Source organism: Pantoea sp. BJ2 (assembly GCF_040255075.1).
GTDB lineage: Bacteria > Pseudomonadota > Gammaproteobacteria > Enterobacterales > Enterobacteriaceae > Pantoea > Pantoea leporis.
On sequence record NZ_CP158292.1, the window covers coordinates 952,016 to 971,901 of the forward strand.

Genomic DNA, 19,886 nt, shown 5'->3' on the forward strand with positions numbered 1-19,886 from the left:
CGGGCCTTTAATTAGTTGAGTTGGGGGCATTTTTTCCTGAACCATCACTCTCGGCAACGAACGAAAGGGCATAAGCTAGCACGAAATCTTATTAGCCATCCGGACATCTGGACGTTATGGCGGCTAAATCTGGTTTGATGGAAAGATTTGGGTTAACCGAGAGGTGTAATCGTATTTATTCAGCGGGATGTGCTGTTTGTAGATTTGCGCAATAAATTGCGCCGCTACGGTATTTACAGCGTTTTATTTCCACACCTTTCACACGTCACTTTTGTAGCGGCGCAATTTATTGCGCAATCCTTCGCAGGCATAAAAAAACCCGACCGAAGCCGGGTTCATCGCGAAAGCGCAATCTTACGCTTTTTCTGGCACCACGCTGAGCAGCGCGGTCAGCAGTTTCCAGTACAAGCCCACGCTTTCGATGTGAACCTGCTCATCCGGCGAATGCGGGCCGGTTATGGTTGGGCCAATCGACACCATATCCATGTTTGGATACGGCTTCTTGAACAAACCACACTCCAGACCGGCGTGAATCACCTGAATGTTCGGCGTTTTGCCAAACAGCGCTTCATAGGTTTTGCGCGTTAGCGCCATCACCGGTGAATCGGCATCAGGCTGCCAGCCCGGATAGCCGCCTTTAGGTGCGCTTTTCGCCCCGGCCAGATCGGCCAGCGAGGTCAGCACTTCAACTACCCAATCTTTACCGGTATCGATCAGTGAACGAATCAGGCAGATGATTTCGGCATTGTCCTGATCCATGGTCACCACGCCGACGTTCAGCGAGGTTTCCACCACGCCTTTCGCCACGTCAGAGTTACGGATCACGCCGTTTGGTGTAGCGTTCAGCAGATTAAGGAAGCGATCGCGGCTGTCAGCGTTCAGCGCCTGGCCTTGATGCGCCAGCGCTTCGGTGACCACGGCGATGTTCTTCTCTTTAATGCCCAACTCGTTCAACAGCGTCGCCTGGAAATGTGCCGCAGCAGATTTCAGTGCATCAACCTTATGACTGTCGATCGCCAGCGTAGCAAAAGCTTCACGCGGGATGGCGTTACGCAGCGTACCGCCGGTGAATTCGATCAGACGAACATCGAGTTCACGCGCGTGCAGCGCCAGAAAGCGTGCCAGCAGTTTGTTGGCGTTGCCGAGACCATGATGAATGTCGGCACCAGAGTGACCGCCTTTCAGGCCTTTCAGCGTGAGCTTCAGGGTTTCATAGCCCGCAGGAATCGCTTCACGCGTCAGCGGCAGGGTGGTGATGAAGTCGATACCACCGGCGCAACCCATGTAGATCTCACCTTCCTCTTCCGAGTCGGTGTTGATCAGAATGTCGGCCTGCAGCCAGTTCGGCTGTAAACCAAAGGCGCCGTCCATACCGGACTCTTCGGTCATGGTCAGCAGCACTTCCAGCGGACCGTGGATCAGGCTGTTGTCAGCCAGCACCGCCAGCGCAGACGCCATACCAATGCCGTTATCCGCGCCCAGCGTGGTGCCGCGCGCTTTCACCCATTCGCCATCAACATACGGCTGAATCGGATCTTTGGTGAAGTCGTGCACCGTGTCATTGTTCTTCTGCGGCACCATATCGAGGTGCGCCTGCAGCGCCACCGGCGTGCGTTTTTCCATACCGGCGGTAGCGGGTTTACGAATCAGGATGTTGCCAACCTGATCGCGCTCAACCCACAAACCTTGCTCTTTTGCCCAGCCGACAACGTGTTCGGCCAGTGCTTCTTCGTGGTAAGAAGGGTGCGGAATGGAACAGATTTTGGCAAAAATATCCCACAGCGGTTGGGGTGAAAGTTGCGACAATTCAGACACCATGCATCTCCTGTGTCAGCGTGGCGGACATACCGCACGCACGCGGGTTTCCAGTAAAAATCGTCGTCAGAACATCTGACGTGATGGGCCTGAGAATATCACTGTTTCTCGCCGGGTGCGTAATCAGCCGCGCTAAAAACCTGCAACCAGTAAGACAGATGCTGGTTTTTAAGGCGTCAGATCCTTATAATCTCGCGCAACCTTTTCCCCCTTGCATATTTTTTAAGCCAAGTTTCTTGGCCGGGATTCCTTTATATGAGCGAAAAATACGTCGTAACCTGGGACATGTTGCAAATCCATGCCCGTAAACTGGCCCAGCGCCTGCTTCCTGTGGAACAGTGGAAAGGTATCATCGCGGTGAGCCGTGGTGGTCTGGTTCCGGCATCGCTGCTGGCGCGTGAACTCGGTATTCGCTACGTCGATACCGTGTGCATCTCCAGCTACGATCACGATCATCAGCGCGAAATGAAAGTGCTGAAGCGTGCCGAAGGCGACGGTGAAGGCTTCATCGTGATTGATGACCTGGTGGATACCGGCGGCACCGCGCAGGCGATCCGCGACATGTATCCTAAAGCGCGTTTCTGCACCATCTTCGCTAAGCCAGCTGGTCGTGCGCTGGTGGACGACTATATTGTCGATATCCCGCAGAACACCTGGATCGAGCAGCCCTGGGACATGGGCGTGGTCTACATCCCGCCAATCGTCAAAAGCTAATTGATGCATCGCAAACAACGCCCGGTTATGCCGGGCGTTGTGCTTTCTGCGCCTCGCGCGCGTATGGCGGGTGCAGTACACTCTTAGCCATCGCCACGTTGTTGGCAGGAGAATAGCTGAGATGTCTGATAAAAACCTGAGCGAAGAACTGTTCAAACCGCGTTTTAAACACCCGGAAACCTCCTCATTAGTGCATCGCCAGCATCATGCCGCCGTGCAGGTGCATAACGCCCTCGAAGGGGATACGCAGCGCGGCTGGTATCGCATGCTGAACAAGCTGCTGTGGACGTGGCGCGGTCTGTCGCCGCAGGAGATCAGCGAAGTGCTGGCGCGTATCGCGGTGAGCGAGTTCGAACGCACCAATGAAGCCTTGCTCGATACCGTGATTGGCTATCGCGGCGGCAACTGGAATTATGAGTGGTCGAAGCAGGCGGCGATCTGGCAGCAGCGCGCGTTAGAGAGCGAAAACCATGACGATGCCGGTCAGCATTGGCTGCACGCCGCCAATCTGTTCAGCCTCGCGGCTTACCCTTACATCAAAGGCGACGAGCTGGCCGATCAGGCGCAGGTGCTGGCCAATCGCGCCTACGAAGAGGCCACGCAGCGTCTGCCGGGCGAACTAAAATCCCTGACTTTTCCGATGAGCGGCGGCAGTCCGGTGACGGGGTTCCTGCATATGCCCGCGCAAGCCGAAGCGCCGTATCCCACCGTGCTGCTGTGCGGCGGCCTTGATTCGCTGCAGAGCGATCACTATCGCCTGTTCCACGACTATCTCGCGCCGCGTGGCATCGCCATGCTGACGCTGGATATGCCATCGGTAGGATTTAGCAGCAAATGGATGCTGAATCAGGACACCAGCCAGGTGCATCAGCAGGTGCTGCGTGAACTGAGCAATGTGCCGTGGATCGATCATACACGCGTGGCGCTGCTGGGCTACCGCTTCGGTGCCAACGTGGCGACACGTCTGGCCTATCTGGAAGTGCCGCGAGTACGCGCGGTAGCGACGCTGGGAGCCATGGTGCACAGCGTGTTTGTGGATGCGCAACAGCAGCAACAGCTGCCGGATATGTACATGGATATGCTGGCGAGCCGTCTCGGTATGTCCTCAACCTCCGACAGCAATCTGCGTACTGAACTCAACCGCTACTCGTTGAAGGTGCAAGGCTTACTCGGCCGCCGCACGCCAACGCCGATGCTGGCGGCTTATTGGCCGGATGATATTTTCGGTCCGGAAACAGACGCGCAGTTGATCGCCAACTCCTCGTCGCAGGGCAAGACGCTGGCGATTCCCGCCAAGCCGGTTTTTGCCAGTTTTGACAAAGCGCTCAATCAAATTTGTGACTGGCTGGAAAAACAGTTGAAAGGCTAACTGGCGAAATCTCTGAACTCTGCTACTACTTATATCCGGGATTTTCCATTTTTATGTTAATGGAAAGCTGGAAGTGCAATTTAAAGGGTTAAGGGAAAAGAGATGACATTACCGAGTGGTCACCCCCGTAGTCGCCTGCTTAAGCGCTTCACCGAATTGGGGCCGTATATCCGTGAAGGCAAATGTGAAGAGACACGCTTCTTCTTCGATTGCCTGGCAGCGTGTGTCAACGTCAAGCCTGCACCTGAGCTGCGTGAGTTTTGGGGCTGGTGGATGACGCTGGAAGCCTATGAAGATCACTTCACATACGAATATCATTTTGGCCTGTTTGATAAAGCGGGTGATTGGGGCGCTGCGACCATCAAAGGCAAAGAGAACAATGCCAAAGTGGAAAGCACGCTGCGTAATTTCCATGAGCGTCTGAAAGCGATGCTGCTGGAACAGAAACTCGATCTGCGCCCGGCGGAAGGCTTTAAAGAAGAGCCAGTGAAACTGAGCGCCTGATAGACTTTTAAGGGTTTAAAAAGGAAAGAGCCGGTGATGAGCCGGCTCTTTTTTTATAGACACAACGAGGGTACAGCTCAATCAGAATTGGTAAGTTAAGCCAACGGCCACAACGTCATCGTTGTTCAGGTTCAGCTTGTTGTTGTCATCCAGCTGGTTGATTTTGTAATCCACAAAGGTCGACATGTTTTTGTTGAAGTAGTAAGTCATGCCCACGTCGATGTATTTAACCAGATCCTCGTCACCGATCCCTTCGATGTCTTTGCCTTTGGTCTGGATATAGCCGAGGGACGGACGCAGGCCGAAGTCGAACTGATACTGCGCTACCACTTCGAAGTTCTGCGCTTTGTTAGCAAAACCGCGGGTGCCGATTGGCGTCATGTTGCGGGTTTCGGTGTAGATAGAAGCCAGGTAGATGCTGTTCGCATCGTACTTGATACCGGCGCCCCATGATTCCGCTTTATCACCACTACCCAGCGCCTGCAGCTGCTGCTGGTTAGTACGGTCAGAAGAGGTGATGGCCGACATCAGGCTGATACCGGTGTCAGCAATGGTGTAACCCAGTGACGCACCGTAACCGTCGCCGTTCTGACGAGAAGTATCGGTAATGCTGCCACGGGCGTTAGCGCTGGTGGCGTCGTTTTTGCCCTGATATTGCAGCGCGAAGCGCAGGCCATCAACCAGACCAAAGAAGTTGCTGTTACGGTAAGTGGCTACGCCAGTTGCACGCGCAGTCATGAAGTTATCGGTACGCGCGGTACCGTCACCGCCGAACTCTGGGAATACGTCAGTCCAGGCCTCGACGTCATACAACACGCCGTAGTTACGACCGTAGTCGAATGAACCGTATTGGCCGAATTTCAGACCAGCAAAGCCCAGACGGGTTTTGTTGCCTGCGTTGGCATCAGAACCTTCAGAATTATTCGCGTTGTACTGATATTCCCACTGACCGTAACCGGTCATCAGGTCATTAATCTGCGTCTGGCCTTTGAAACCGATACGCACGTAAGATTTGTCGCCGTCGCTTGACGCGTTATCGCTGAAGTAGTGTTCAGCTTTAACACGGCCGTAGAAGTCCAGTTTATTACCGTCTTTGTTATACACTTCTGCGGCGTTTGCGGTGGAAGCCAGTGCCAGCGCTGATACAACTAATGCCAGTGTGCTCTTCTTCATTTTGCTATCAATCCCAATGAGTAAAATTTGTTGTACCCGTGAAAGGTTTTGTAAAACACCGACTTTTTACCGGTTGGTGATGAACGTTTTATGACAGTTTTTCGGCTTTCTTGTTAATCGCGAACTTTTGGTCTACCGCATTGTCAGGGGATTTTTGTGCTTTTCCCCTTGCTGTTGTTGGCTTCCTTGCTCACTCCTGATAAAACGTCCCTTCGCAGATTTTTTTCTTACATGGCAGGAAAAACATGAGTGGCAGTCAGACCCTTGTGGTCAAGTTGGGTACTAGCGTCCTCACCGGCGGTTCACGTCGGTTGAATCGGGCGCACATGGTGGAGTTGGTTCGTCAGTGTGCGCAGTTGCACGCCGCGGGCCATCGCATTGTTATCGTTACCTCTGGCGCCATTGCCGCCGGACGCGAACACCTTGGTTACCCCGAACTGCCGCCTACCATCGCCTCAAAGCAGCTGTTGGCTGCGGTGGGGCAGAGCCGTTTGATCCAGCTGTGGGAACAACTGTTTTCGATTTATGGCATTCACATCGGGCAAATGCTGCTGACGCGCGCTGATATGGAAGACCGTGAACGTTTCCTTTATGCGCGTGACATGCTGCGCGCGCTGCTCGACAACCACATCGTGCCGGTGATTAACGAGAACGATGCGGTGGCCACCGCTGAAATTAAAGTGGGCGACAACGACAATCTGTCGGCGCTGGCGGCGATGCTGGGCGGCGCGGATAAACTGCTGCTGCTGACCGATCAGCAAGGGTTGTTCACCGCCGATCCGCGTACCAATCCGGAAGCGGAGCTGATCAGCGACGTGCACCAGATCGATGATGCATTACGCACCCTCGCGGGCGGCAGCGTGTCGGGCCTGGGAACCGGCGGCATGGCGACCAAGCTGCAGGCGGCGGACGTCGCTTGTCGCGCAGGGATCGATGTGATCATCGCCGCCGGCAGTCGTCCGGATGTGATCAGTGATGTGCTGTATGGCAAACCGGTCGGTACGCGTTTCCACGCGCAGCAGTCGCCACTGGAAAACCGCAAGCGCTGGATCTTCGGCGCACCGCCGGCGGGCGAAATCACCATCGATGATGGTGCGCTGGCCGCGATGCTGGAGCGCGGCAGTTCGCTGCTGCCAAAAGGCATCCGTGACGTGCAGGGCAACTTCTCGCGCGGTGAAGTGATCCGCATTCGCAACCTGCAAGGGCGCGATATCGCCCACGGCGTCACGCGCTATAACAGCGATGCCATGCGCATGATTGCCGGTCATCACAGCCAGGAAATCGGCGAGATCCTCGGTTACGAATATGGCCCGGTAGCGGTGCACCGCGACGATATGATCGTCAGTTAAGGAGCAGATAATGTTAGAAGAGATGGGTAAAGCGGCGCGCGCTGCGTCGTACAAACTGGCAGAACTCTCCACCGAACAAAAAAATCAGGTGCTGCTCACCATCGCCGATCGTCTGGAAGCGGAAAGCGCGGACATCCTGGCGGCGAACGAGCAGGATTTGGCGGATGCACGCCAAAATGGCATGAGCGAAGCGCTGCTCGATCGCCTGACACTCAACCCGCAGCGTCTGAAAGGCATTGCCGATGATGTGCGTCAGGTGTGTCGCCTGGCCGATCCGGTGGGGCAATTGATGGATGGCGGCCAGCTTGATAGCGGCCTGCGCATTGAACGCCGTCGCGTGCCGCTGGGTGTGGTTGGCGTGATTTATGAAGCGCGTCCTAATGTCACTGTTGATGTGGCATCGCTGTGCCTGAAAACCGGCAACGCGGCGATTCTTCGTGGCGGCAAAGAGACTTATCGCACCAACGCCGCCACCGTGCGCGTGATCCAAAATGCGCTGACCCAGCACGGTTTACCAGCAGGCGCGGTGCAGGCGATTGAAAACCCGGATCGTGAACTGGTGAATCAGCTGCTGAAGCTCGATCGCTACGTCGATATGCTGATCCCGCGCGGCGGAGCAGGTTTGCACAAGCTGTGCCGTGAAAACTCCACCATTCCGGTGATTACCGGCGGCATCGGCGTGTGCCATCTCTATCTCGATGAAACCATGGAGACCGAGGCCGCGCTGGAGGTGATCGTCAATGCCAAGAAGCAGCGGCCAAGCGCCTGCAACTCGCTGGAAACGCTGCTGATCCATCGCGATCAGGCGGACACATTCATTCCGGCATTCCTGCAACGTATGGCGCAAGAGAAGATTGCGCTGCACGCCGACGAAAATGTGCTGGCGCTGCTGCAAAACGGTGCTGCCGAGGTGGTGGCGGTGCAAGCGGAAAATTATGATGACGAATGGTTGTCCAACGATCTGAACGTCAAGCTAGTGTCGGATATTGATGAAGCCATCGCGCATATCCGTGAGCACGGCACGCAGCACTCTGATGGCATTCTGACGCGCAGCATTGGCAATGCCAATCGCTTCGTCAACCAGGTTGACTCATCGGCGGTATACGTTAATGCCAGCACACGCTTCACTGACGGCGGCCAGTTTGGCCTCGGTGCCGAAGTGGCGGTCAGTACGCAGAAGCTGCATGCGCGTGGTCCAATGGGACTTGAAGCGCTGACCACCTACAAATGGATAGGGTGGGGCGACGATACGCTACGTCGCTAATGTTCGCTCCTGCATGACAATGGGCACCGAAAACGGTGCCCATTTTTTTCGTTTTCGATCCAGTTATTCCAAGAGCTTTTTGATTTATTTCTGTCATCTATGGCGGGCTCGCGGCTTTTCACCCATTTTTTCCTTTAGATGCTGGTCTTATTGCTACAGAACAATCCTGAAAACCCCTGTCAGAACAAGCGATATGGCACTGAACACTGGTTTCGCCCTAACCGAAGGGGATAATGATTGTCCAGCTTCATTGATAAAAGCGGTTGGGTAGTAAACTGCCGGTAATATAAAATGAACTGGTAGCAAAAATGAAAATAACATTCAGTCTTTTACTGAAGGCAGATTATTAACTGATGGTTAAAAAAGAAAGTACGAGACAAGCATTCACTGCCAGGCTGATTGCCGCATGCGAAAGCGCGGGAATTGTCGGACATGGACGGAATAAACAGGTTGCACTGGCTCTGCAAGAGAGGGGATGCAAGATCTCAACGCCGGGGGTGTGGAAATGGTTTAACGGGCAATCGATCCCCGATGATAATAATTTACTGGCGCTCAGCCAGTTACTCGACGTGCGCGTGGAGTGGCTGCAATTTGGCATGGAAAAACCGGCCGCCTTGCTGACGCAGCGCAGTCTGGTGAACCCAAAACATCTGTTTCGCGTGGAGAGTCTGGATATTGGCCAGCACGGTGTGCGCAGCGGCTCCTCGCGCGATGAACTGGTGGAAACCATTCAAGCCATTGAATATGGGCTGGAAGAGGCGCGGGTGCTGTTTAATGGCCGCCCGGCGGAAAATATTCGCCTCATCGCGCTGAACAGCGATTCGATGGCCGGCACCTTTGCGCCGCGCGATCAGCTGTTTGTCGATATCAGCGTGCATCGCTTCGATGGCGATGGCATTTACCTGTTCACGCTTGACGATCAGCTCTATCTCAAACGCCTGCAACTTCAGCACAAAAAGGTCGCGGTAATCTCCGATAACAAGCGCTATGAAACCTGGTACCTCACGCTGGAAGAAGCCAGGACGCTGCAAGTGGTGGCGCGGGTGATCATGAGCCAGGCGCGGGATTATCAAATCCTGGGCTGATCACAAAACGTCAGATTGCGGCAAAAAAATATTTTGGCTGAAATCATTAATTTAACTGACGGTAAATAAAAAATTAACCATTGGTGTTTGCCAATGCATTAGAACCTGTTAATAATTTGAGCATGGATGGACAACATACCTGCTCACGGATGAGCCCGCTCTTAAACAATTGAGGCGCTGCACAAGCGCGATACATACCATCCAAAGTTAGTGAACTTTGGGATGGGGTGGATACGCACTTTGCAGCGTTGTCAGTTGCCCTCTGATTTTCACTCTCCTCTACTTCACCCTGGCCGCGAAAGCAGCCGGGTAAGTTGACGTCGGGTATTTTCCAGAGGAATAACGAACGCGTCGGCCTCAGCCGAATTGCCGTGCCTGCCACCCCATCGCCAAAGACTCATTAACAGGAGGAGTTATGGCGATTATCCAGTACGGAAAGTCAGTATTTTCAGGCAATGCACGCACGCGCCGCCATCGGCGACGCCAATCCCTCAGCCTTAAGCGCAGCATCGACAGCGCACTCGGCATCGAATACGAAAACGTCACCTTGCGCACTGCTGAACGCATCTGCCAGCGCCAGACGCTGTCGCGCGTTGACAGCGCCGTGCTAGCGCCCGTTCGTGTTCAGCAGGCACAACCCAGCTTTGATAACTGCTGTCTGCCCCACGTCTATTTGTATGCCGTGCGTTAACCCTGCATCACTTTCCCCAGTTTTAAACGGAACGTTCCATTGTTGCTCACTGTTTAACCATTCTTGAGCGTTTCGCTTATATGAAAACGCGCTCAATGTCGTAAACGATCAGCAGGATTTATGTTTTTTGCCGTTTTGCGCAGCCATTTTCAGGCTGTTGCGCCCCGTCAAAGAGGAATTTCTATGAGCCAGATTATTGCCATCCTGAATTTCGAAGAGGGTTATCGCGAAGCGCCTTACCTCGACTCGCTGGGTTTCCCCACGGTCGCTGGCGGCATTCGCATCGGCCCCAAAGGGGCATCGCTTAGCAACTACATCTTCCAGGTGCCGCGTCCCGTCGGCGATGTGTGGAAGCAGTGCATTGTCGAGGGCAAGGTGCAGCAGATGCATCAGCGTGCGCTAGTGCAGCAGGCGCTGGCCAAATGCAATGAGGCGCGCAGCGATGTACTGATCAGCATGGGATATCAGCTGGGGGTGGATGGGCTGGCGATGTTTCGCGGCATGCTCACCGCCATTACGCAGGGCGATTTCAACAGCGCGGCCAACGCCATGCTCGACAGCCTGTGGGCAAGACAAACGTCGGGTCGCGCACGGCGCCATGCCGAAGTGATGCGCAGCGGCACCTACGACATCTATCGGGGGCTGCTATGAATCTGAAACTGCTGATTTTTGTCACCGCGGTGCTGGCAGTGATTGTGGTGGTGTTGGTGATGCAGCGCTTCACCACGCTGGAGTTCGTGAAACATGCGCGGCTGTTATTCAAAACCTGGTCGGTATGGCTGGCGTCGCTCGGTTCGATGCTCAGCGCGTGGGTGCAATCATTTCCCACCGCTGCGCTTGATGCCTGGAACAGCATGCCGCCCGACGTGAAAGCGATTCTGCCGCACAACTATTTGGGGCTGATTGGCGCCTTTATGGTGGCGATGGGCGTGATTGCCCAATTCATCCGCCAGAAAGGCCTCAACCAGCAGAAAAATGCGATGGAGGAAAAAGTATGACATTGCTCATGACATTATTCGGCGCCAGCTGGCACTGGGTTGCCGCGCTGGCGGGCGTCATCGCTGCGCTGGTTGCCAGCTACTTCGGTGGCAAGAAAATCGGCAAGGTGCAGCAAGCATCCCAGGCCGCCGTCGAGCGCGCCGATAAAGCCGCGGCGCAAGCGGTAGCGGTTAACCAACAGCAGCAACTGCTGCGCGAGGAGGCCAAACGTGTGGAAGCCAGCAACCTTAATCTTGATGACGCTGCTGCTCGTGACAAGTTGCAGCAATCGAAGTACCACCAGCCCTGAATCTCCCGTCGTCATCGACTCAGCCTGTACCCTGTTTTCCCCGATTTACACCCACGGCAATGACGCCGAGCGCATGGACGTTCGCACCGTGCGCGCCATCAACAACCACAACGATCTTTGGGATCAGCACTGCGGCCAACCGGCTCAGTAACGTTGCTCTCATGCATTTGCATTACCTACCCGAAAAGCCGAGGAGGCTATGATGATCGAAGTTAACTCTTATGCAGAACTGCGCACCACTGTACCGACCAAAAACGGCGATTTGGCATTCTTACGTCGTTACAACGCGGACTCCACCTTCCACGGTGGCGGTGATTTTACCGGTTTTATCGGCACCACCACGGCGGTAGAAGATGGCGGTACGCTGGTGATCGGTAACGGTTTTTACTGGAAACGCGTGATTAACGATCCCACCGAAATCAACGTTTATCACTTCGGTGCCAAAGGCGACGGTTACGCCAACGATACCGAGGCGTTTAACCGTATGCTGGCGTGGACGCAAAGCTACTCAGGCAACATCACCGCATTACCGGTGCGTTTTCCAGGCGGTCGATTCCTGATTAGCCCCATCGACATCAGCGGTACCGAGCGCGCCTTCTTCGGTTTGCAGGGGGATGATGTTGAGCTGGGTTCGCTGCCGCGCACCACCATCATTTCCGACAAAAGCGCCAACACGGTGTTCAAGGTGAAGGCGCGTCGTACCTCAATCCGCGGTATTGCGTGGAACGGCCAGGCATCCGCCGATATCACCACCAACAAAAGCACCATCACTGCCGACATGTGCAGCAACGTGCAGCCGTTCTTCGAAAACACCTGTATCGAAGGCACCACCGTCAATATCTACTGTTTCCGCGCGCAGAATAACGGCGGTACGGTGATTAAAGTGCTGGATACCCTCGACAGTAAATTCGACCAGATTTACACCCTGTATACCTACGGACGCGTGTTTGATGTCGGCTGGTCAAACTCGCCAAAAGGCGCGTGGGATCACTCCACGGCGATTGAGCTGTGTAACTGTAACTTCCAGACCGGTTATGGCGACGCCACGCTCTACATGCCGCGCGTGACGCAGGGGATTATTCGCAACGTGTGGATTGAGCACACGCGTAATCCGGGCGATCTGTCTGACGGCGGCTGGACGGTGGATACGCTGAACATTGAGGATTGCGGTACGCCGTTGAATCTCAATAATGCGCGCGTGGTGATCCGTCAGCTCAATCTGCAATCCGGCGCAAAACTCAGCCTGGATGCGGTGGCTGGACGTTGGTTATCCACCTTTGAGTATGGCTACCGTCGCGACGAGAACTACGGCACCTTTATGACCGGATCGCTGCGCGCGGGCTACTTCAGCGGCTACAAAATTACTAATAACACCGATACCGATAACTGGTATCGCGTCGGGCAGCTGTTCTTCCCGAACGCTAACCAGCAGTGGGTAATGGAGTTTATTGGTAAAGCGGATGCCACTCAGCCAACGGGCACTGCCGGCTCACCGGTCAACGTGGCGGCGACCGGGAAAACCTGGGTCAATCTGCAGCGTCTGGAAACGGTGTGGGCTGATGCCTATCACATGGGACAACCTGCGGTGCTGGATATCCGCTACAGCCGCGTCGGCACTACCTATGCGGCGGTGTGGGTAAAACTGCGCGCTAACAGCGGTGACACCATGATGAACCTGAAATGCACCGGCCCTACGCGTTTCGATACCGGTTCCTGCTCGCTGTTCCAGCAGGACTTCTCGGTCGTGACCGATACCACCAAACTGGGCGGTTTCAAACCGGCGGCGCGTTTCGGGCTGCATAACGGTTTGGCCGGTATTGGCGCGAACGAGAAAGGCGTGCTGACGGTCGCGACGGCAGCCGGTACGCCGACCAACAAAACCGCGCCTACGGGCTTTGTGCTGGTCAACATTAACGGTGTCGATCGTAAACTTCCTTATTACGATTGAGGTCCAGCACCTGTTTGGCGAGGCCTTTGGCCTCGCCTTTTTTTGTTTGTGGGGAAAGAGCTCTGGCCATAAAAAAAGCACCGCTGTTTCCAGCGATGCTCTGATTAAAAGAGGCCGATTGCGCTATCAAAAACTGACTTTGACGCCCAGCGTGGCGCTGGAATCGCTGAAGCCTTTACCGCCAACCTGTTGCGCGATACCGCCCCAGATGCCGACGTGCTGGCTCGGATTCACTTCCAGACCCAGTTTCACTTCGCCGATGTTGCGCGCACCCGCCTGCTCAATCTTCACGCCATCCAGTTTGCTGCCGAAGCGCTGCGTGTTATGCAGCCAGTTCACTTCAGCGTAAGGCTGCGCGGTGGCGGTGTGCATGGTTGCCCGAACGCCGGTGCGGGTTTGCACGTTATTTTTGCCGGTGGCGCTGACGCGGGTGCCGTTCTGCTCGGTATAATCGCCGGTTTTTACGCCCATCCACACCGCCTGCGCTTTCGGCTGCAGGCGATACTGCTGCTGCTCGCCGAAGGCGAAGCTGTAGCCGCCTTCCAGTGACGCTGTCATCCCCTTCGACTTGTAGCTTTCCTGACCGAGACCTTCACCTTTTACGCTGTTATTGAAGGTGTTGTAGGCCAGCCAGCTGTCGACAAAGGCGCCGCTGCGCGTCTGGCTGTCCTGCTGCCAGCCGGCATAGATACCGCCGCTGTAGCCGTTAACCTGGCCTTTGGCGCTGTAGCCGGTGGTTTTCGACAGCGTATTGCTTTTGGCGTTGCCGTAACCCGCCATCACGCCGAGGCTGAAACGGTCGCTGCCATTCAAACTCCATTGTGCGATGTCGCCACCCAGCTGCGTCATGTAGCTGTTGGTGATGCTTTTCAGCTGCGCGGTGCTGTCACTGAAGCCCCCGTGCGCGCCTTCGTTGCGCAGCCACAGCGTGGTTTTTTCCACTTTGCCGGTCAGCGCATCACGGTATTCTGTCACGCCCGGACGATCGGCTGCGCTCAGGGTAAACAGGTTGCTGGCAGCCGCAAGGTTAGCAATATAGCTGCCGACTTCCGGACGAGCACGCGGGGTACGTTTCGGTTGCGGCACCTCCGGTGCAATGACGGTACCCGTATCGCCGCCCTCGTCTTTGATGGGATCGACAGGCGTTGGATCAACGGGAATCGGATCGCTAACCAGGCGCCACTTACCGTTTTTATCCTGCACCAACGCATAATCCCACGCGCCTGCGACAATGCGGCCATCCTGCAGGAACTCACCGTTTTGCGTGCCCTCAACGCGAATCAACTCAACGCCCTCCAGTGTGGCAGCACCTTTACCGCCCGCATTGTGCACCTGAACTTTGGTGGTGCCGCTGGCGTTGCCGGCGATATGCAATTTATCGCTAGCCGCATCGTCACCCGCCAGCGCAAGGTTCATCACCAGCTTGGCGTTGTCAGCGTGGTAGTCGCCCTTAACGGTTAAGGTGTGGAAATCGCCTGCACCGTGATCGAAGATGATGGTGCTGTCTTTGGCCGTCAGGTTGTCCACGGTGGAAGTGCCGGTCATGTTCCACTGGCTGCTACCCGCTAAGCTGAGATCCTGCAAATCATGCGCGGCACCCTGCCAGCGTGAACCGGAATCCAGGCTGACGCTGCTGGCCTGCGTTTTGCTGCGATCAATATTGGCATCGCCCTGAAGCTGAGAATAATTGCTGGCGTTAACCGCAATGCCGCGCACGTCTCCTCCTGCATCACCGCCATTCGGTGCAAACCCGCTTTCGAGCAGCGTTGTACCGGACAACAGGCTGTTGTCAAGATTCACCGTCGTTAAGGCTTGGTTATAAGCGACGATTGCAGGCCCATTATCTACCGTCAAGATTGTGTTATTGAGGTTGACTTCACCTTTAGTATATTCAGTCACAATTCCAGCGGCGTTATTTCCTTTGATATGTAAAAATGAATTATTAATGTTAGCCGTAGGGTCAGCGGAGCTTAAATAAGAGTTAGAGATGTTTATAGCAGTAACTAGTTTTTCTGGGTTATTAGTGTTATCCATTTCTGCAAAAACATTGTCAGCCGTTAATACGGAGCCACTTTCAACATAAAATGCAGTGCCACCGCTGTTACTGTTTATTTTTGATTTTTTTAAATTTGTTTTTCCACTATAATCTAAGTGTATTCCGTATCCACCACCCAGGATGTCAATATCTACATTTTCTGCTTCAACTTGCCCTGAATCATCGGCATAAAAACCAGCAGAAGCTCTATCAACGGCAATCAATTTACTGTTACGAACGGTTGCAAATCCTTTATTACGGGCAGTTATTGAGCCGCCATTATAAGCCCCGGAAGAAATTGTACTGTTATTGACATTTATCCGGGAGCCCTCATTTGTCGCCCAGGCTCCATTTCCTCTTGCATCAATCTGTATATTTTCAGCATTCAGGACGCCACCGTTTTTCGCAAACATGCCGGTGCTGTTTTTTCCTGTTGTAGTGATGCTGCCACCAAAAATATTCAGTTCCGAACCGGTATTGACCCACGCACCATAGGCACTGTCGCCCGTCGTAATATAGTGGCTATCGATGCTGGTCGTCTTTCCGCCGTTTTCAGCCAGTAATCCGTACGCCCCTTTATCCGTAACGGTGACATGACTGTTAGCCACATTTGCCACGGCTGAGCTGTAGCTATTGATGCCCTGACTGGTAGACACAACGGTCACGCCATCAACATTTACTACGCCACCGCTTTTGGCGAAAATACCGATGCTTTCTTTTCCGGTATTGGTAATGCTGCCACCGATAATGGTGAGTTCAGATCCCTTGTTTGCCCATGCGCCGTAAACGCTGCTACCTGACGTGGTGTAATGACTGTTGGTGCTGGTAACGTTGCCGCCATTTTCAGCCAGCAGCGCGTAGGCTCCATTACCATTCACGTTTACATTGCTGTCGGCAATGACAAGCTCGGTACCTGCACCCAAACCGTAAACGCCATAGGCGTTGGCCTGTACGCTCAGGTTCTTGGCCAGAATGTTGGATCTATCGGCGTAAACGCCCACGCCGGAAGTATTCAGGGTAATATCGCTAGCCATTAACTTGCCGCCATTGCCAGCCGCTAAACCATATCCCTGTGGACCTGTAGTGGTAATCGTACCACCCGTGACATCAATACTTGATCCGGCACCATTAACATAAACTCCATACGCTTTTTTACCGCTGGTCGTGAAGTTCACATTATTACTGTGCGCGGTGGCGCCTTTTTCAATAAATAAGGCGTGCGCATTGTCATCATTGGTGGCTACGTCCTTATCCTGAATATCAATAATATTGCCTGCGCCAGAAGCATATTCACCGTAGGCGGGGGCGGCCAGCGCTGGCTGGATAATTCCGACGCTGGCAACCGCCATGAAGGCCGTCGCCACGCAGCCTGCGGTGAGGCGACGTGCTGTGCTGGAGCGGGATGATTTCACTTTACCGCGTGCCAGCTCGGAGGTGACAACATAATTACCCTGGCTGTGGTTCCAGATAACCCGATAATTTTTATTCATTTTGACTCTCTGCCTGTAAAAATACATCACGCCGCAATAACACGATGATTCGCGCGCGGGATGGTTAAGGGATGGGGATATAACTTGATGGCAGAGAGAATATGAAAGGTGCGGTAAAAAACCGGCTAAGACATGTCTTGAATAAGATAAGTACAGAAAGAATTTAATTATTGAGCGGCGTGTTTAATAGCAGGAGGTGATGTGTCGCTGTTTATTCTGTTTTAAAAAATTTATTTTTAATGAGGATTATCAGTGAAGAAAGGAGGCGGCTGGCCGCCCCCTTAAACATCAGGATTTCGGGAAAATCCACACATGGTTTTCCGGCAGCGCCAGATGGCAATGCTGCGGATCGCGCACCTCGCTGCCATAAGCGCGAATGACAAAATCATCGCCCTGGGTGCGGAACAAATATTCCCAGCGATCGCCAAGATACATGCTGGTGAGCAGCGGCAGTTCCAGCTGATTTTCGCCCGGCCCCTCGACCAGTTTCACCCGCTCGACGCGGATTACCGCCGTGGCTTCCTGGCCGTTTTGCACGCCTGCGCCCGCCAATCCCCACAACGCCCAGCCTTTGCCCTCGATGCGCGCTTTGCCGTCGCGCAGCTCGGTGATTTTGCCGTGCAGCCGGTTGTTGCTGCCCATAAACTCGGCGGTGAACAGGGTTTTTGGCGAGCCGTACATCTCCTGCGGCGTGCCTTGCTGTTCGATTTTGCCGTTATTGAGCAGCAAAATACGGTCGGAAATCGCCATCGCCTCATTCTGGTCGTGTGTCACCATCAGCGCCGACAAGCCCAGTTTGATGATCAGCTCACGCAGGAACACGCGCGCCTCTTCGCGCAGCTTGGCATCCAGATTCGACAACGGCTCATCCAGCAGGATCACCGGCGGGTTGTAGACCAGCGCACGACCAATTGCCACGCGCTGCTGCTGACCGCCAGAAAGCTGGTGCGGATGGCGTTTACCAAGGTGGCCTAATCCCAACTGCACCAACACATCCTGCACACGTTGGGTGATCTCCGCCGTCGCCACTTTGCGCAGCTTCAGTGGATACGCCACGTTCTCGAACACGGTTTTGTGCGGCCACAAGGCGTAGGACTGGAACACCAACCCCAGATTACGTTCTTCCGCTGGGATCTCACTGCGCGGCGTGCCGGCGTAAACCGTGTTGTTGCCAATCACAATCGTGCCTTGCGTTGGCTTCTCCAGCCCGGCGACCGCGCGCAGCAGCGTGGTTTTGCCGCTGCCGGACGGGCCAAGCAGAGAAACCACTTCGCCGCGCTGCAAGTTCATCGACACGCCTTTCAGCACCGGATTGTCGCCGTAAGTTAAGTGCAGGTTCTCGACCGATAATTCAATCATGTAATTTGACTCCAAATCGCAAGGCAATACCCAAACCGACCACGACCAGCAGGATGTTAATAAACGAGAGTGCGGCGACGATATCTATCGCGCCCGCCGCCCACAGGGAAACCAGCATGGAGCCGATGGTTTCCGTGCCGGGCGAAAGCAGGTACACGCCGGTGGAATATTCGCGCTCGAAAATCAGGAACATCAGCAGCCATGAGCCAATCAGGCCGTAACGGGATAACGGAATGGTGACGTGACGCGTGATCTGTCCGCGCGTGGCGCCAGTGCTGCGCGCCGCCTCTTCCAGTTCCGGCCCGACCTGCAGCAGCGTGGACGAGATCAGACGCAGGCCATACGCCATCCACACCACGGTATACGCCAGCCAGACGCTGAAGATGGTGCTGCGCAGTGACCGCAGCCAGACGATCAGGTTATCGCGCAGCCACTGCGACCAGACGAAATCAGACAGCCAGCCCGATTTGAGCGAGTTATCCAGCCACATCGGCAGGAACAGGAACACCCAGAGAAACGCCAGGCCTGCCAGCAAGCCCGGCACCGCACGCGGTACCAGCACGCTGTAGTCGAGAAAGCGCGTGGTGTTATCGGGTTTGCGGTGCATGGCGATGCCGATAAACAGGTAACACACCACCGCCAGCGCGCCGCCAATTACCCCAATCGCCATCGAGTTGACGATGGCGCGCAGCAGGTTAGGCTGCGCCCAGATGGTCTGGAAAGTTTTGATCGACAGCTCATCCCAGATTGAGACGCCAACGCCCCAGTTTGAGATAAACGCACGCAGCACCACGCCCAGCAGCGGCACGCCAATGGTCACCGTCAGCCAGAAGGCGACAACCGCGCCCGCCACCCAGCGCCATTTGCCCAGCGGCAGCGCACGCGCCTGCGAGGCTTTACCTTTCACGGTGACAAAGCGATTGGCGGTGCGCATCAGGCGGCGTTGCAGCATCACCAGCGGAATGGTGATACAGATCAGCACCACCGCCACGGCGGCCATCAGATGATAAGAAGGCGTGCCGAGTTTATTAGTCAGTTGGTAGAGATAGGTAGCCAACACCATGTTGCCTTCGGGATCGCCCAGCACCAGCATCAGGCCGAACACCTCCAGCCCGAGGAAGAACAGCAGCACGGTGGCATACAGCATCGAAGGACGCACCATCGGCAAGCTCACCGCCGTCATCACCTGCAGCGGTGTCGCGCCCGCAATACGCGCCGCTTCTTCCACATCCGATCCCACGCTGCGCAGCGCAGAAGAGATATACAGATAGGCGTGCGGGACGTGCGTTAGCCCGGCGATCACTACGATGCTCGACATGTCGTAGATATTCCACGGCACAAAACCGAACAGCGATTGTGCCCACAGCGAGAAGAATCCCACCGGGCCCGCCGCCACCACGTAACCAAAGCCGAGTACCATCGGCGAGACAAAAATTGGCACGAGGATCAGCGGCTCAATGATGCGTCGGCCGGGCAGATCGGTGCGCACCATCAGAAACGCCAGAATACCGCCCAGCGGAATGGCGATGATCACCAGCCCGAAGGCGAGAATAAATCCGCTGCGCAGCGCTTTATAGAAGTCGGGATCGGTGAAAATAAATTCAAACGACTCGAGGCTCCACGCTTTCGACGGCGAAAAGAACGGGGCGGACAAGAAACTTTGTATCACGATAAACGACAGCGGAACGTAGATAACCAGCGCGGTTATCAGCACCACAACGCCGCGCGGCAGGCTTTGCCACTTTCTCTGCAATGCACGCATATTGAGACCCTGAATGGCGAATCAGATAACAGAAAGAGAA

The 19,886-nt window shown here is 54.9% G+C and carries 17 protein-coding genes; 11 read left to right on the plus strand and 6 right to left on the minus strand.

What is annotated here, in order from left to right:
- Positions 1-354 precede the first annotated feature (354 nt).
- Positions 355-1,815, minus strand: coding sequence for a beta-Ala-His dipeptidase (gene pepD / locus AAF463_RS04230; RefSeq protein WP_192415435.1), 1,461 nt, complete (start codon positions 1,813-1,815; stop codon positions 355-357).
- Positions 1,816-2,070: 255 nt separating this feature from the next.
- Between pepD and gpt the strand changes: the two genes are divergently transcribed.
- The 3 genes from gpt (at position 2,071) to crl (ending at position 4,402) form a co-directional block, all read left to right on the plus strand.
- A complete protein-coding gene (gpt, locus tag AAF463_RS04235; RefSeq protein ID WP_007887137.1) occupies positions 2,071-2,529 on the plus strand; it encodes a xanthine phosphoribosyltransferase in 459 nt (152 codons plus the stop codon).
- A gap of 121 nt (positions 2,530-2,650) precedes the next feature.
- Positions 2,651-3,898, plus strand: a complete 1,248-nt coding sequence (frsA, locus tag AAF463_RS04240; RefSeq protein WP_110867802.1) for an esterase FrsA — start codon at positions 2,651-2,653, stop codon at positions 3,896-3,898.
- Positions 3,899-4,000: 102 nt separating this feature from the next.
- On the plus strand, positions 4,001-4,402 hold the full coding sequence (crl, locus tag AAF463_RS04245; protein WP_008108946.1) for a sigma factor-binding protein Crl: 402 nt from the start codon (positions 4,001-4,003) through the stop codon (positions 4,400-4,402).
- A gap of 81 nt (positions 4,403-4,483) precedes the next feature.
- Here crl and ompC read toward each other — a convergent pair whose 3' ends face one another.
- On the minus strand, positions 4,484-5,575 hold the full coding sequence (gene ompC, locus AAF463_RS04250; protein ID WP_101762516.1) for a porin OmpC: 1,092 nt from the start codon (positions 5,573-5,575) through the stop codon (positions 4,484-4,486).
- Positions 5,576-5,820: 245 nt separating this feature from the next.
- On the opposite strand from ompC, the gene proB reads away from it, so the two are divergent.
- The 7 genes from proB (at position 5,821) to AAF463_RS04285 (ending at position 11,252) form a co-directional block, all read left to right on the plus strand.
- Entirely contained in the window at positions 5,821-6,924 is a 1,104-nt protein-coding gene (gene proB / locus AAF463_RS04255) for a glutamate 5-kinase (RefSeq protein ID WP_101762515.1), read from the plus strand.
- Between the two features lie 10 nt (positions 6,925-6,934).
- The gene (proA, locus tag AAF463_RS04260) at positions 6,935-8,188 is read left to right on the plus strand and encodes a glutamate-5-semialdehyde dehydrogenase (protein WP_101762514.1); all 1,254 of its coding nucleotides are present in this window, start codon (positions 6,935-6,937) and stop codon (positions 8,186-8,188) included.
- A 353-nt stretch (positions 8,189-8,541) separates the two neighbouring features.
- Complete coding sequence (locus AAF463_RS04265) at positions 8,542-9,273, plus strand: S24 family peptidase (RefSeq protein ID WP_101762513.1); 732 nt, start codon at positions 8,542-8,544, stop codon at positions 9,271-9,273.
- A 415-nt stretch (positions 9,274-9,688) separates the two neighbouring features.
- Positions 9,689-9,964 carry a hypothetical protein gene (locus AAF463_RS04270; protein ID WP_110867800.1) on the plus strand — a complete coding sequence of 92 codons (276 nt, stop codon included), beginning with the start codon at positions 9,689-9,691 and terminating at the stop codon, positions 9,962-9,964.
- 183 nt (positions 9,965-10,147) lie between these two features.
- Positions 10,148-10,615, plus strand: a complete 468-nt coding sequence (locus AAF463_RS04275) for a glycoside hydrolase family protein (protein ID WP_101762511.1) — start codon at positions 10,148-10,150, stop codon at positions 10,613-10,615.
- Between the two features lie 2 nt (positions 10,616-10,617).
- On the plus strand, positions 10,618-10,962 hold the full coding sequence (locus AAF463_RS04280) for a hypothetical protein (protein ID WP_192236784.1): 345 nt from the start codon (positions 10,618-10,620) through the stop codon (positions 10,960-10,962).
- Positions 10,959-11,252: a hypothetical protein gene (locus AAF463_RS04285; protein ID WP_101762509.1), complete on the plus strand. Its 294-nt coding sequence runs from the start codon at positions 10,959-10,961 to the stop codon at positions 11,250-11,252. The genes AAF463_RS04280 and AAF463_RS04285 overlap by 4 nt, the downstream gene beginning before the upstream one ends.
- A gap of 19 nt (positions 11,253-11,271) precedes the next feature.
- On the opposite strand, the gene AAF463_RS04290 is transcribed toward AAF463_RS04285, so the two are convergent.
- Entirely contained in the window at positions 11,272-11,415 is a 144-nt protein-coding gene (locus tag AAF463_RS04290) for a hypothetical protein (RefSeq protein ID WP_350261580.1), read from the minus strand.
- 39 nt (positions 11,416-11,454) lie between these two features.
- Here AAF463_RS04290 and AAF463_RS04295 point away from each other — a divergent pair, with 39 nt between their 5' ends.
- Complete coding sequence (locus tag AAF463_RS04295; RefSeq protein WP_110867796.1) at positions 11,455-13,200, plus strand: glycosyl hydrolase family 28-related protein; 1,746 nt, start codon at positions 11,455-11,457, stop codon at positions 13,198-13,200.
- Positions 13,201-13,326: 126 nt separating this feature from the next.
- Here AAF463_RS04295 and AAF463_RS04300 read toward each other — a convergent pair whose 3' ends face one another.
- The 3 genes from AAF463_RS04300 to AAF463_RS04310 all read right to left on the minus strand — a co-directional run bounded on the left by AAF463_RS04300 (position 13,327) and on the right by AAF463_RS04310 (position 19,846).
- Positions 13,327-16,725: an autotransporter outer membrane beta-barrel domain-containing protein gene (locus AAF463_RS04300; RefSeq protein ID WP_350261581.1), complete on the minus strand. Its 3,399-nt coding sequence runs from the start codon at positions 16,723-16,725 to the stop codon at positions 13,327-13,329.
- A gap of 288 nt (positions 16,726-17,013) precedes the next feature.
- A complete protein-coding gene (locus AAF463_RS04305; protein ID WP_101762506.1) occupies positions 17,014-18,084 on the minus strand; it encodes an ABC transporter ATP-binding protein in 1,071 nt (356 codons plus the stop codon).
- Positions 18,077-19,846: an iron ABC transporter permease gene (locus tag AAF463_RS04310; RefSeq protein WP_101762505.1), complete on the minus strand. Its 1,770-nt coding sequence runs from the start codon at positions 19,844-19,846 to the stop codon at positions 18,077-18,079. Before AAF463_RS04310 ends, AAF463_RS04305 begins: the two co-directional genes overlap by 8 nt.
- Positions 19,847-19,886: the final 40 nt, after the last annotated feature.